At 63.8% G+C, this 12,048-nt stretch carries 15 protein-coding genes and 1 tRNA gene; 8 read left to right on the top strand and 8 right to left on the bottom strand.

From position 1 onward, the window contains the following. Positions 1-61: 61 nt before the first annotated feature. Positions 62-286, bottom strand: a complete 225-nt coding sequence (locus AC3ANW_RS08545) for a hypothetical protein (RefSeq protein ID WP_488344755.1) — start codon at positions 284-286, stop codon at positions 62-64. A gap of 78 nt (positions 287-364) precedes the next feature. Then, the gene (locus tag AC3ANW_RS08540; protein ID WP_488344754.1) at positions 365-562 is read right to left on the bottom strand and encodes a hypothetical protein; all 198 of its coding nucleotides are present in this window, start codon (positions 560-562) and stop codon (positions 365-367) included. A gap of 71 nt (positions 563-633) precedes the next feature. Here AC3ANW_RS08540 and AC3ANW_RS08535 point away from each other — a divergent pair, with 71 nt between their 5' ends. Then, a complete protein-coding gene (locus AC3ANW_RS08535; RefSeq protein ID WP_488344753.1) occupies positions 634-3,114 on the top strand; it encodes a DNA cytosine methyltransferase in 2,481 nt (826 codons plus the stop codon). A gap of 8 nt (positions 3,115-3,122) precedes the next feature. Here AC3ANW_RS08535 and AC3ANW_RS08530 read toward each other — a convergent pair whose 3' ends face one another. Then, positions 3,123-3,449 carry a hypothetical protein gene (locus AC3ANW_RS08530; protein ID WP_488344752.1) on the bottom strand — a complete coding sequence of 109 codons (327 nt, stop codon included), beginning with the start codon at positions 3,447-3,449 and terminating at the stop codon, positions 3,123-3,125. A gap of 26 nt (positions 3,450-3,475) precedes the next feature. On the opposite strand from AC3ANW_RS08530, the gene AC3ANW_RS08525 reads away from it, so the two are divergent. Genes AC3ANW_RS08525 through AC3ANW_RS08495 form a run of 7 tightly spaced genes read left to right on the top strand, consistent with a single transcriptional unit; the run spans position 3,476 to position 7,292 of the window. Then, positions 3,476-3,949 carry a hypothetical protein gene (locus AC3ANW_RS08525; RefSeq protein ID WP_488344751.1) on the top strand — a complete coding sequence of 158 codons (474 nt, stop codon included), beginning with the start codon at positions 3,476-3,478 and terminating at the stop codon, positions 3,947-3,949. After that, entirely contained in the window at positions 3,946-4,971 is a 1,026-nt protein-coding gene (locus AC3ANW_RS08520; protein ID WP_488344750.1) for a hypothetical protein, read from the top strand. The genes AC3ANW_RS08525 and AC3ANW_RS08520 overlap by 4 nt, the downstream gene beginning before the upstream one ends. Beyond that, positions 4,968-5,297 (top strand): Lar family restriction alleviation protein, encoded by a 330-nt coding sequence (locus tag AC3ANW_RS08515; RefSeq protein WP_488344749.1) that lies wholly within the window; start codon positions 4,968-4,970, stop codon positions 5,295-5,297. The genes AC3ANW_RS08520 and AC3ANW_RS08515 overlap by 4 nt, the downstream gene beginning before the upstream one ends. Next, positions 5,294-5,590 (top strand): Lar family restriction alleviation protein, encoded by a 297-nt coding sequence (locus AC3ANW_RS08510; RefSeq protein WP_488344748.1) that lies wholly within the window; start codon positions 5,294-5,296, stop codon positions 5,588-5,590. The genes AC3ANW_RS08515 and AC3ANW_RS08510 overlap by 4 nt, the downstream gene beginning before the upstream one ends. Next, positions 5,583-5,954, top strand: a complete 372-nt coding sequence (locus AC3ANW_RS08505) for a DUF4326 domain-containing protein (protein ID WP_488344747.1) — start codon at positions 5,583-5,585, stop codon at positions 5,952-5,954. The genes AC3ANW_RS08510 and AC3ANW_RS08505 overlap by 8 nt, the downstream gene beginning before the upstream one ends. Before the next feature lie 38 nt (positions 5,955-5,992). Next, complete coding sequence (locus AC3ANW_RS08500) at positions 5,993-6,178, top strand: hypothetical protein (RefSeq protein WP_488344746.1); 186 nt, start codon at positions 5,993-5,995, stop codon at positions 6,176-6,178. Further along, entirely contained in the window at positions 6,156-7,292 is a 1,137-nt protein-coding gene (locus tag AC3ANW_RS08495) for a site-specific integrase (protein WP_488344745.1), read from the top strand. Before AC3ANW_RS08500 ends, AC3ANW_RS08495 begins: the two co-directional genes overlap by 23 nt. 101 nt (positions 7,293-7,393) lie before the next feature. Here the strand turns inward: AC3ANW_RS08495 and AC3ANW_RS08490 are convergent. From AC3ANW_RS08490 to pheS, 5 genes are all read right to left on the bottom strand, one after another. Beyond that, positions 7,394-7,470 (bottom strand) — tRNA-Pro (locus AC3ANW_RS08490). 17 nt (positions 7,471-7,487) lie between these two features. Further along, a complete protein-coding gene (locus tag AC3ANW_RS08485; protein WP_488344744.1) occupies positions 7,488-7,979 on the bottom strand; it encodes a MerR family transcriptional regulator in 492 nt (163 codons plus the stop codon). A gap of 97 nt (positions 7,980-8,076) precedes the next feature. Next, positions 8,077-8,421 (bottom strand): integration host factor subunit alpha, encoded by a 345-nt coding sequence (locus AC3ANW_RS08480; RefSeq protein WP_488344743.1) that lies wholly within the window; start codon positions 8,419-8,421, stop codon positions 8,077-8,079. Further along, positions 8,418-10,856 carry a phenylalanine--tRNA ligase subunit beta gene (pheT, locus tag AC3ANW_RS08475; protein WP_488344742.1) on the bottom strand — a complete coding sequence of 813 codons (2,439 nt, stop codon included), beginning with the start codon at positions 10,854-10,856 and terminating at the stop codon, positions 8,418-8,420. Before pheT ends, AC3ANW_RS08480 begins: the two co-directional genes overlap by 4 nt. Positions 10,857-10,894: 38 nt before the next feature. Further along, positions 10,895-11,947, bottom strand: a complete 1,053-nt coding sequence (pheS, locus tag AC3ANW_RS08470; protein ID WP_488344741.1) for a phenylalanine--tRNA ligase subunit alpha — start codon at positions 11,945-11,947, stop codon at positions 10,895-10,897. Positions 11,948-12,048: the final 101 nt, after the last annotated feature.

Below are 12,048 nucleotides of genomic sequence, written 5' to 3'. Positions count from 1 at the left end.
CGCTCGCAGCACCTATCAGGCCTGCACCACCACTGGCCAGGCCCGCCAGCTAACCGCGCGATCAGTAGATCGTTTTTTTATACAGCTTCGCCGTTTGCCGCTGCTGTTCGGAAAACTCTGCAAGCCCAATGTCCCAGGTCTTTGTCAAAACCGCTCCGTCGTTCGTTATCTGAACGAAATGCACGGTCTGCTCGTGGCCGGGGGGCCTGCTACCAGGCGGCGCGCAGCGGTTGCCCTCGACATCGAGATACACCTGGGCGGTTCCGAAGTTAACGAGATATTCCACACACATGGTGGCTCCTGGAGTGGAGGCGGATTGGATCACCAATCTCTGCCCGCAGCACGCGCTGACCTATGTAACAGCTCAACGCCTCTCGCGAAGCCGGATCTCCGCAAGTACGCGCGAGGCGAGTCCATGCCTCACGGCCATCTCCACGCGAAGTTCTTCCACCACCTGGGCCAGACGCTCAGACGTAACGCGCGCTTCCTCAAGAATGCGCCGTCGTTCTCGAATGATCAGCCTGCGAATTTCCCGCATCTGCTCGACCGTCAGGGGATTCATAGGCCTTTTTGGGTAGCGTGCGCACTGTACGCCCTCGCCATCCCCAACGGTATGCGACATGGAGAAGAGGCATGAAGCGCGACCTCATCTCGCTCGGCCTGCCCTTCGCCGACGAACTCATCATCGACAACTTCGCCGGGGGCGGCGGCACGTCGACCGGGCTGGAAGCCGCCTTTGGCCGCCCGGTGGACATCGCGATCAACCACGATCCCGAAGCGCTAGCGATGCACGCCATCAACCACCCGCACACGCTTCACTTGCTGGAGAGCGTGTGGGATGTGGATCCGATCAAGGTGACGAAGAACCAGCCGGTCGGTCTGGTGTGGCTATCGCCTGACTGCAAGCATTTTTCCAAGGCCAAGGGCGGCACGCCGGTGGCGAAACACATCCGTGGCTTGGCCTGGGTCGGCATGCGCTGGATCGCCCGCTGCAAGCCTCGCGTGATGATGCTGGAGAACGTCGAAGAATTCACCACCTGGGGCCCGCTGATGCTGGTCACGGTGGACGGCAAAGAAGTCTGGATGCCGGACCCGGCGAAGCGCGGCAAGACCTTCGACAGCTTCGTCCGCCAGCTGCGTGGTCATGGCTACCAGGTCGAATGGAAAGAGCTTCGGGCCTGCGACAACGGTGCGCCGACCATCCGCAAGCGCCTCTTCATGGTCGCGCGGCGCGACGGGCTGCCCATCGTCTGGCCGGATGCCACCCATGGCGATCCCGCGAGCCCGGCCGTGCTGGCCGGCAAGCTGCTGCCTTGGCGCTCAGCGGCCGAATGCATCGACTTTGACCTGCCAGCGCGCAGCGTGTTCGACCGCAAGAAGGCCCTGGCCGACAACACCCTGCGTCGGGTGGCAAAGGGCCTGTGGCGCCATGTGTTGACCAGTCCGAAGCCTTTCATCGTCAACACCGCCAACGGCAAGACCACAGGCCGCGGGCCCAACGCCTGGAGCGCTGACGAACCACTGCGGACCATCACGTCGTCAAACGGCTTTGCAGCTGTGGCGCCGGCCATGGCCCCGCTGATCGTGGGTGCCGGCGGGCCCGCTTATTCCGGCAAACCAGTGCCGGTGGACCGCCCGCTCGGCGCGCTGACAACCGAGAACCATCGCGCGGTCGCCACTGGCGCACTGGCTCCACTGCTGGTGACCAACACCACCGGCCACAGCGGCGCGGCCGTGGACCACCCGGTCCCGACGATCACAACCGGCGGACACCACGCGCTGACCGGTGCAGCTCTCGCACCTTTCATCACCGAACACGCCAACAGCAGCACCCAGCGGACCATGGCGGCCGGCGAGCCACTGCGTACGATCTGCGCCCAGGTGAAAGGCGGGCATTTCTCTGTGGTGGCACCGACCCTGCACCCGATGCGCGGCACCGAAGAGACCCACCTGAACGGTGACGACATCGCCGCACCGCTGTCGACCATCTCCGCCGGCGGGACGCATCACGCCCTTTCCGGCGCGCACCTGATCACCATCGGGTACGGCGAGCGGCCAGGGCAGGAACCCCGGGCGCTGGACATCAACCAGCCGCTCGGCACGGTGGTGGCTGGCGGCGTAAAGCATGCGGTATCCCAGGCCCAGCTTGTCACCGCGCACATCCAGCGCGACATGGGCAAGAGCATTGGCCATGGCGTGGACGAGCCCCTGGCCACCACCACAGCCGGCGGCGGCGGGAAGTCCGCGCTGATCGCCGCACACCTGGTGGACATGGGCCATGGTGAATCCTGCTCAACCGGTGCGAAGCGTTGGAGCGACGGCGCGCGCAGCCTCGATGTCCCGCTCAACACCATCACGGCTAGCAGCGTACCCAGCGCGGTCACGGCGGTGCACCTGACGCACCTCACCCACCACGGCGAGCGGGCCGGCAACGATGCGGCCGAGCCGCTGCGCACCATCACTGGCGCGCACCGCGGCGAACAAGCCCTGGTGGCGGCATGCCTGGAGCAGGCAAACGGCGGGTTTTACGACGGCGACGGCCGGGCCGCCGATGCGCCGATGTCCACGATCACGGCCGCCGGCAGCAACCAGCGGCTGATAACCGCCTACTGCGTGAAGTACTACAGCAGCGGCGGCCAGTGGCAGGGCTTGGCCGAGCCGATGCACACGCTGCCGACGAAGGGCCGCATGGGTCTGGTGCAGGTAGTGCAGGTCTCGGCTGACTGCCTGGCGCCGGAACTGCAGGCCCGCGCAAAGCAATGCGCCGAGCTGCTGCACCAGTACCTGCCCGAGCATTTCCCGGAGCCGGCCGACCTGGTGTTGGTGGGCGACTGGGTGTTGGTCGACATCACGCTGCGGATGCTGAAGGCACCGGAACTCTTCAGGGCGCAGAGCTTCCCGCGCGGCTACGTGATCCACGAGATCCCGAACCCGGCGCTGCTGTTCGCGGGCGGCATGCAGGCCAGCGAGCCGTTGCTGGTGCCCCGCATCCCGCTGACGGCCACGGCCCAGGTGCGGATGTGCGGCAACAGCGTGGCGCCGGCACAGGCCGAAGCGCTGGCCCGCGCGAACTTCCGCCACGAAATGCAAATCGCCGGGAGGGCCGCAGCATGACGAATCTTTTAAGCAGAGGCCATCACGCGCTTGCGCGCCGAGTGCGCTTCCTTTCGCAGCGCGTCAACCGAGACGTCTTCAGCCACCAATTCCGGCCTGCCGTGTTCCGCCTGATCGGCCAGCGCCAGGTCGTGGGCAGCAGCCATCACCTCGCCCGCTTCGATTTTTTCCAGCGCCTCGCTGATCTTGGCCGCATGCCAAGCGTCCATCGTGTGGCCCGGCGTCCCGTCGATATAGCGGTCGATCATGCCGAGCAGCGCGAACAGCTGTTCCTTCGGGGTCAGGGCTTCGAATTCTTCGGCGGACAGGGCGCCGTCGGTAACGCGTCGGGTCATTTCGTTCTCCATGTTGGAGGTCCAGTATGAACGCCACTCCCGATATAGCGGCAGACAAAGTGGCGACACACACGCCCGGGCCTTGGCGCTGGGAGTTCAACGCATCGAGCAGGGAAGTACAGCTGGTGGGCGGACTCCGCCCTCAGTTTGACCTGACCGTCATGGATTTCACCCGGTGGGGCATGGCGGGTGCAGGAATCCGTCTGCGCGATACATCAGAAGCCGGCATGAACCTGCTGAACAAGCTGCATGAACGCGACGACTGGCGCGCACCTTTCCCCGGCCGAGAACACCACGCCCGATGGCTGATGAACGTGACGCACCCTGACATGGTGTTGATCGCCACCGCGCCCGAGCTGCTGGCCGCCCTGCAATCTGTTCTTGCCGTCGTCAACGTGCGGATCGACGACCCGCGGTGCGCAACTTTCGACGCGGCCCGCGCAGTCGTTGCCAAGTTGGTCTCCCCCATCACCACCCCCTCACCGAAGGAAGCATCGTGAGCGAATCCAACGGAACCAAACTGCGCGCGGCGCTTAAAGAAGCGTGCGAACTGATGGTGATTTATCGCAGCAAGGCAGACTCGCAGGCTGAATTCGAAACCTTTGACTGGCGCGTCCGGTTGGCTGAAGAGGCACTTTCCGCCCCCTCCACCGAAACCAGTGGAGACCAAGCACCGAGCGATGCAACCTACGTGCTGCAGTTGCTCGAAACCGCCGGCTATATCGTGCCGGGCAAGCTGGCCGAGGCCAAGGAGATTGCCGCTCGGTTCGCCGCTCCGCAGCTTGTGGAGCGCAAAGCGCAACCCGTGAGCGACAACGGGACGGTGAGCGAGTTGCGTGCAGCCATCGCTGATTTGGCGCAGGAGGAGCGCACACAGGGGCACTGCCGCGCAAAGGACTACGCGATGGGCAAGGCTGATGCCGCCCACGCGCGCGCCACCGAAAGGGTCGAGAAGGCCATCGCAGCCCTCTCCGCATCGCAAGCGCACGGCAAGAGCGAGGCGGTGCCGAGAATGACGGCGGCCGAGGTGAATGCTCTGCCGGCAGCAGCGCGGGACTACATCCACCAGCTGGTGGCAAATGTTGACCCCTCCAATATGGTCCGCGAGAACATGCAGTTGAAAGACTGCAACCATGGCCTGCAGCTCATGTACCGTAAAGCTGCGGACGCCTTGAGCGAAGTGGTCGGGTGCTACGAGGCGGCAGATCATGAAGGTCTGGCGGAAGCACTTGCTGAAACCAATGACGAACGTTTAATAGACTTGGTGGGGCGCCGCTTGATGCATGCGCTGAGTGCGGCTTCCAACCCCAGCCAATCCACCGGCGATAGCGTTCGGGCGGAGGGTGATGAGAGGGATGCGGCGCGGTATCGATGGCTGCGCAAACAACCGTTCGATACCTGGAAACGCATCGGGTGGAACACCTGGCGTGACGTACCAGAAGTTTTCCCCATGCGCGATGCAGCCATCGATACCGCCTTGCAGGCCCAGCAAGCAGCACCGGCAGCGGGGTCGCAGTCATGAGCCTTCAAATTTTCGGCAGCAAGGAGATGGGCTTCAGCGGCTCCTACGAAGAAGACGGTCAGGACGGGCACAACCCGACACCTCCGCTTTTGCCATGCCCCTTTTGCGGCACCACCAACGACCTGCATGTGCGCAACACCCACACGCCGAGCTACTGGGTGCAGTGCGACAACTGCGGCACTGAAAAGCACGGCGTCTTGCCGAATGGATATGCGGGCGGCCAAATTCGTTCGCGTGGCCGTTGCGAGAACCTGCACGCTCAAGCACGTTTCAACGCTGCGAACGGCTGGAACACACGGGCCATGTTCATCAAGGAATCGCCATGAGCCACGACCACGACGAAAAGGACGCCAAGGGCGAGCTGCTGCCATGCCCCTTCTGCGGCGGCGCGGCTCGCATGTCGAGCGCTGGCGGATGGCATGCGGTGGGCTGTGCTGGCGCACAAACCTGTCCGGCATACCTGCGGGCGCAAACCCACCGGACTGAAGGCGGCGCTATTGCAGCCTGGAATTGCCGGGCCGAGCGGGAAGACCAGGCACCCTCCCCCACCGCTGCTGACGTCTCACGATATTCCAGGCCCGACCGGGCGCCGGGAGAGGATGGGTTTCCATATGGCTGATTTACCTGTTCGCGTGCAGCTGAGCCGTGCGAAGGGCTGGCGGATGCCGGCCAACACAGTCAAGGTCGACCGTACGACGGTTTGGGGAAACCCATACCGCGTGGGCGAGAGCGTAACCACTGTCGACGGAACGTTTCCAATCACCGATCAGGCCATGGCCGTGATGCTGTTTCGCGACCTTGTATCGCGTGATGGCGGCTTCCCGGGCCGTACCCGCCACGGCAATGTCTTCGTTTCGGTTGGAGACCTGCAGCGCGAGCTGCGCGGCAAGTCGCTGGCCTGCTGGTGCCGACCAGGCACGCCGTGCCATGCGGATGTGCTGATCGAGTTGGCAAACGCAGAACCAAAGAAAGGAGGCGCCTGATGAAATGCCCAGCATGCACGAGCGGTGAAAACCGCGTGATGACTTCCCGGTCCGGGAGCGCCAAGATCAGCCGCCTGCGCTGCTGTGGTGCCTGCGGCCACCGCTGGACAACGGTCGAACTCGACGCCTCCAACCTGGCCCGCATGGAATCGGCTGTCGACGCCGTGCGCGCATTTGCCACCCTCTCGAAAGAAATCAGCGATGGCGCGACCGCGCTCGGTTAACCGGAAGATCCCCGATCTGCCGCGGGGCATGCGAAAAGACGGTGACCGCTGGTACTGGCGAGGAACCGACCTGGCTACCAAGGAAATAGAGACAACTCTTCGCGCCCGGGGCATGAAGATGTTTTGCGGCGTCACGCCCATCGAGGCGCGCCTATGGTGGGAGAAGCACGTATCTCCTGCGCTGGCAGCCCTGCTGCCCGCTGATGACGTGGCCGGCACCGTCGAAGAGATCCTGCAGAAATATGAAGCAGACGACCTACCGGGTTTCAAGCGCGAACTGACGCGCGTCGAATACGAGGGGCGCATCCGCCGACTGCGTGAGAAGTTCGGCGCCATGCGGTATGCCCGCAACGACACTGAAGCGCTGCAACCGACCAGGCTGCGGGCCGTCACCATCACAAAGCACCTGCACGATAACCGGGACCGGGGATCGTCAGCGAACAAAGACATTCAGCTGCTGTCGCGAATGTTCCGGCTGGCGCGTGTCCGCTGGGGCCTGACGACACACAACCCGTGCGAGGCCATCGAATATCTGCCGGAGAGCCCGCGCGACCAATACGTGAGCGACACGAAGTACAGCGACATTTATGAAGCCGCAAGCCCGATATTGCGGTGCATGCTTGAAATCTCCACGCAGACCGGCGCACGGGTCGGCATGATTTTCGATATCCGGCTGCAGGACTTCAATGAGCAGCAGCTCGAATTGCGCGTCACCAAAAAGCGAAACGAGCGCGGCCACGTTGCAAAGCCGTATCTCATGACACCCGACCTATGGCGCGCGCTGACGGCTGCCGTCGAACTGCGTAAAGCGAATCGCGGCGGAGCGGCCAGTCTGCCGAGCGATTACCTCTTTATCACCAAGCAGGGAAAGCCGTACAGCAAAGAGTCGTTTAAGCGGTTGTGGGCGAACGTGCGAGAAAAGCTGGGCCTGGGCCCGCGTGAGATTACCTTCCACGACATGCGAGCAAAGGCTGCCTCGGACAGCAATTCAGATGGTGATGCGCAGGATCTGCTGCACCATGAAGACGTCAAAGTCACGAAGCGCGTTTACCGCCGAAAGGTGCCGAGCTCGATGCCTCTACCATCAGCGATCGGAGGCCGAAACAAGGCCTAAAAGCCGGCGCGTTTGTCAGGCGGCCATTCGGATTTGTCAGACGCAAAACAAAAAGGGTCAGGACTTTTGGTCCTAACCCTTTGATTTCCTTGCGGAATATATGGTCGGCGTGGTGGGATTCGAACTCACGACCCCTTGCACCCCATGCAAGTGCGCTACCAGGCTGCGCTACACGCCGAGCCTCGAATTCTAGCATCAAACCTGCACTGGTTCGGACAGCAACAGACGAATTGCCAAAAGTTCTTTTCGAACCGATGCCAGCGACAGCGGCCGCACGTCGACTGTGGGCGCATCGACGGACCCTGCCGCAGTTCCCACGGGTTCGGATGCGCTGTCGTCCAAGTCGTCGCCTTCATCGGAAATGTCCACTGCCGAAGACGCGATGCCGAAACCCGCGGTTACCGACGACCGCGCCCCGCGTTCCGCCTGAACCCACTCCTGCAACTTGTTGCGTGCACCGCTGATGGTGAAGCCCTGCTCGTAAAGCAGGTCGCGGATGCGCCGGATCATCAACACTTCATGGTGCTGGTAATAACGTCGGTTGCCGCGTCGTTTCATCGGGCGCAACTGGGTGAATTCCTGTTCCCAGTAACGGAGCACATGCGGCTTGACCTCGCACAGTTCGCCGACCTCGCCGATGGTGAAGTAGCGTTTGGCGGGGATGGCCGGAAGGGTGGTGCTGCCCATGAATGCGCTTTGAAGAAGGGGCTGCGAATTTAACGCAAGGCTCGTCGCAGCGACAAGCCTTGCCAGCAAGGTTCAGCGTTTCCGCCGACCCCGTCGGTCAGTCCTGCAACTGTTCCTTGAGCTTGTGGCTGGCGTGGAAAGTGACCACACGGCGCGCCTGGATCGGAATCGATTCGCCGGTGCGCGGATTGCGTCCCGGGCGCGGCGCCTTGGTACGGATCTGGAAGTTGCCGAAACCCGAGATCTTCACGTCGTTGCCTTCTATGAGGCTGCTGCAGATCAGGTCGAAGAACGCGTCCACCATGTCCTTGGATTCGCGTTTGTTCAGGCCGATGCGGTCGAACAGCATCTCGGCCAGTTGCGCCTTGGTGAGGGCCGGGGTTTCCAGGCTCTCGACGACAAAATCTTCCGCGTTGGCGTCCATGGTGATCAGGTCCTTCATGCGCGCAGTCGTGCGCCGGTGTCCGAGGAGAGGCGGGCCAGCACAGCCTTCACGGTCTGCTCGATCTGTTCGTCGGTCAGGGCCGAATCGCCGCCGTTGAGGGTCAGGCGCAGGGCCAGGCTTTTCTCGCCGGCAGCCAGTCCGCCGGCCGGCAGGCTGCCGTCCTTGGCAGGCTTCGGACGGTATACATCGAACAGTTCAATCCGGCGCAAAACGGCGTCTGCGTCACCGCCGAGGGCTGCGGCGCGGATGCGGTCCCAGCCCTGGTCTTCGGCCACGACGACGGCGATGTCACGTTCGACGTCCTGCTGCTTGGCGACACCGACCGGTGCGGGCACGCCACGTTGCATGACTGCCGCGAGGTCGAGTTCGAACAGCACCGGTGCCTGGGCGAATCCCCAGGACTGGCGCCAGCGGGGATGCAGTTCACCGACAAAACCGACGGCCACACCGTCGACCAGCACGCGGGCGCAACGGCCGGGATGCAGTGCGGGATGTTCCGCCGCCTCGAACGTCGGCTGACGTGGCGCCAGCAAGGATTCGACATCGCCCTTCACGTCGAAGAAATCGACGGCACGTTCGGCGTGACCCCATTGCATGGCATCGGCCGGGCCGCTGGCGGCTCCTGCGACACGCATCGGCTGGTCGAACCCCTGCACCGTCGTGTCGGTATTGACCGCCTTGGCATCGCGCAGGAAGACACGGCCCAGTTCGAAGGCTCGCACACGGGTCTGCTTGCGGTCCAGGTTGAACTTCAGCACCTGCAGGAGCGATCCCAGCAGCGACGATCGCATCACGCTCATCTGGCTGGCGATGGGGTTCAGCAGGCGGATCGGATCGGAATTGCCTGCCAACTGGCGTTCCCAGCTTTCTTCGACGAAGCTGAAATTGATGGTTTCCTGATAACCGCGCGCTGCCAGCGACCGCCGCACGGCGAACGGGCTGCGGCGCGCCTCGGCACGCAGCTTGGGCGTGATGGGGCCCTGCGGCGGAGTGGTCGGCAGGTTGTCGAAACCGACCATACGCGCGATCTCTTCGATCAGGTCTTCCTCGATGGCCATGTCGAAACGCCACGACGGCGGCGTGACGACCAGCGTGTCGTCGGCACCGGCCTCCACCGGCAGGCCCAGCGAGGCCAGCGCGTCTGCGCATTGCTGCGCGGTCAGCGGCATGCCGATGACCTTGGCGGCGCGTGCGGGTCGCATGCTGACCGGCTTGACCTGCGGCAGATTGGGCGTCAGGTCGGCGATCGGGCCGGCCTGGCCTCCGCAGATGGATTGAACCAGCGCGGTGATGCGTTCGATGGCTTCGACCGTGCGGCCGGGATCGACGCCCCGCTCGAAACGATGACCGGCATCGGTCGAGAAATTGAAGCGGCGGGATCGACCGGCAACTGCCCGCGGGAACCAGAAGGCCGCTTCGATGTAGATGTTGGTGGTGTCGTCGGACACAGCCGTGGCGTTGCCGCCCATGATGCCGGCGAGCGACTCGACCTGGCTGCCGTCGGCGATCACACCGACCTGTGCGTCGATGGTGACGGTGTTGCCGTTGAGCAGCTTCAGGCTTTCGCCCTCGCGGCCCCAGCGCACCTGCAGACCGCCCTGGATCTTGTCGAGGTCGAAGATGTGCGTCGGTTGTCCGTATTCGAACATCACGTAGTTGGAGATGTCGACCAGGGGCGACACGCTGCGTTGGCCGCAACGTGCCAGGCGCTCGACCATCCAAGCCGGCGTGGCGACTTTCGGATCTACGCCGCGCAACACGCGGCCGCTGAAGCGACCGCACAAATCGGTGGCCTGGATGTCGACGGCCAGCGTCGCATCATGGGCGATGGCCGCCACGGGCACGGCCGGTGTCAGCAGCGGCGAACCGGTCAGGGCCGCCACTTCGCGGGCGATACCGTAGAGGCTCAGGCAATGCGCCAGATTGGGCGTGAGTTTCAGGGTGAACAGGGTGTCGTCGAGCTGAAGGTAGCTACGCAGATCGGTGCCGACCGGTGCATCCGCCGCGAGTTCGAGCAGGCCTTCGTTGCCCTCGCCGATGCCCAGTTCCTTGGCGGAACACAGCATGCCGTGGCTCTCGACGCCGCGCAGCTTGCCGACCTTGATCAGGAAAGGCTTGCCGTCAGCGCCAGGCGGCAAGGCCGCTCCGACCAGTGCACAGGGAATCTTGATGCCAGGGCGCGCATTGGGTGCGCCGCAGACGATGGTGAGCGGAGCGCCCTGCCCCGCCTCGACCTGACATACCCGCAGGCGGTCGGCATTGGGATGCTGTTCGGTCGAGAGAATCTCGCCGACGACGATGTTGGTGAAAGGCTTGGCGACCGGCTCGAGTTCTTCGACTTCGAGGCCGGCCATGGTCAGGGTGTCGGCGAGCGCCTGGGTGCTCAGCGATGGGCTGCAGAACTCGCGCAGCCAGGATTCCGGGAATTGCATCTGTCGCTTCTTTCGGTGTTTCTGTCGGGCAACGCGGTTTACTGGAAGTGACGCAGGAACCGCATGTCGCCATCGAAGAACAGTCGCAGGTCATTGACGCCGTATCGCAGCATGGTGAGCCGGTCGGGGCCCATGCCGAAGGCAAATCCCAGGTAACGCTCGGGGTCCAGCCCCATGTTGCGGACCACGTTGGGATGCACCTGCCCCGAGCCGGCGACCTCGAGCCAGCGACCGGCCAGTGGCCCGCTGCTGAACTGGATGTCGATCTCGGCGCTGGGTTCGGTGAAAGGGAAGAAACTGGGGCGGAAACGCAGAACCAAGTCGTCGCTTTCGAAAAACGTCCGGCAGAAGTCGGTGAAAACGACCTTCAAATCCTTGAAGCTGACGTTCTCGCCGATCCACAGGCCTTCGCACTGGTGGAACATCGGAGAGTGGGTGGCGTCGCTGTCGACGCGGTAGGTACGACCGGGGGCGATCACGCGTATCTCGGGCATGCCGTGGCCGGCGTCGATGGCCGCACGGTGGCGTTTGACATGCTGCACCGCATGTCGGATCTGCATGGGGCTGGTGTGGGTGCGCAGCAGCAGCGGCGCATCGGCAGTGCCGCCCTCGACGTAGAAGGTGTCGTGCATCGAACGCGCGGGATGGTCCGCCGGCGTGTTGAGCGCGGTGAAATTGAACCAGTCGGTCTCGATCTCGGGTCCTTCGGCGACGTCGAAACCCATCGAACCGAAGATGCCTTCGATGCGTTCCAGCGTCAGCGACACCGGGTGCAGGCCACCTTCGCCGCGCTGCCGGCCAGGCAGCGTCACGTCGAGCGCTTCGGCCCGCAACTGGAGTGCGAGTTCGGCATCGGCCAGCGCCTGGCGGCGCTCGGTCAGCGAAGCCTCGATCGCCTGCTTGGCACTGTTGATGACAGCGCCGCGCGCTTTCTTTTCATCGACCGGCAATGCGCCGAGGCCCTTCATCAGTTCGGTGATGCGGCCCGACTTTCCCAGGAACTGCGCCTTGGCATTTTCCAGGTCCACGGGCGTGGCGGCGGCGGAGAAAGCCTGTGCAGCACTGGCGACCAGCGCGTCCAACTCGTTCATAGATGCTTTTGCTAGGAATGAAAAAGGGCTAGTGCTTGTGACAGCCCTAGCCCTCAAATGTTGTGTCCGGACCGATCGCACAAGCGGCCGGTCCGTCGTCG

This window comes from Xylophilus sp. PBN-3R (assembly GCF_057747805.1).
Note: the sequence above shows the minus strand (reverse complement) of the source record. Positions and strands in the feature narration are given on the sequence as shown.

Excerpts from the sequence above, each read along its gene's own strand:
- AC3ANW_RS08495 (WP_488344745.1), top strand. The coding sequence starts at position 6,156 with ATGGCGCGACCGCGCTCGGTTAACCGGAAGATCCCCGATCTGCCGCGG.
- pheS (WP_488344741.1), bottom strand. The coding sequence starts at position 11,947 with ATGAACGAGTTGGACGCGCTGGTCGCCAGTGCTGCACAGGCTTTCTCC.
- AC3ANW_RS08540 (WP_488344754.1), bottom strand. The coding sequence starts at position 562 with ATGAATCCCCTGACGGTCGAGCAGATGCGGGAAATTCGCAGGCTGATC.
- AC3ANW_RS08505 (WP_488344747.1), top strand. The coding sequence starts at position 5,583 with ATGGCTGATTTACCTGTTCGCGTGCAGCTGAGCCGTGCGAAGGGCTGG.
- pheT (WP_488344742.1), bottom strand. The coding sequence starts at position 10,856 with ATGCAATTCCCGGAATCCTGGCTGCGCGAGTTCTGCAGCCCATCGCTG.
- AC3ANW_RS08500 (WP_488344746.1), top strand. The coding sequence starts at position 5,993 with ATGACTTCCCGGTCCGGGAGCGCCAAGATCAGCCGCCTGCGCTGCTGT.
- AC3ANW_RS08515 (WP_488344749.1), top strand. The coding sequence starts at position 4,968 with ATGAGCCTTCAAATTTTCGGCAGCAAGGAGATGGGCTTCAGCGGCTCC.
- AC3ANW_RS08485 (WP_488344744.1), bottom strand. The coding sequence starts at position 7,979 with ATGGGCAGCACCACCCTTCCGGCCATCCCCGCCAAACGCTACTTCACC.
- AC3ANW_RS08510 (WP_488344748.1), top strand. The coding sequence starts at position 5,294 with ATGAGCCACGACCACGACGAAAAGGACGCCAAGGGCGAGCTGCTGCCA.
- AC3ANW_RS08530 (WP_488344752.1), bottom strand. The coding sequence starts at position 3,449 with ATGACCCGACGCGTTACCGACGGCGCCCTGTCCGCCGAAGAATTCGAA.
- AC3ANW_RS08525 (WP_488344751.1), top strand. The coding sequence starts at position 3,476 with ATGAACGCCACTCCCGATATAGCGGCAGACAAAGTGGCGACACACACG.
- AC3ANW_RS08535 (WP_488344753.1), top strand. The coding sequence starts at position 634 with ATGAAGCGCGACCTCATCTCGCTCGGCCTGCCCTTCGCCGACGAACTC.
- AC3ANW_RS08480 (WP_488344743.1), bottom strand. The coding sequence starts at position 8,421 with ATGAAGGACCTGATCACCATGGACGCCAACGCGGAAGATTTTGTCGTC.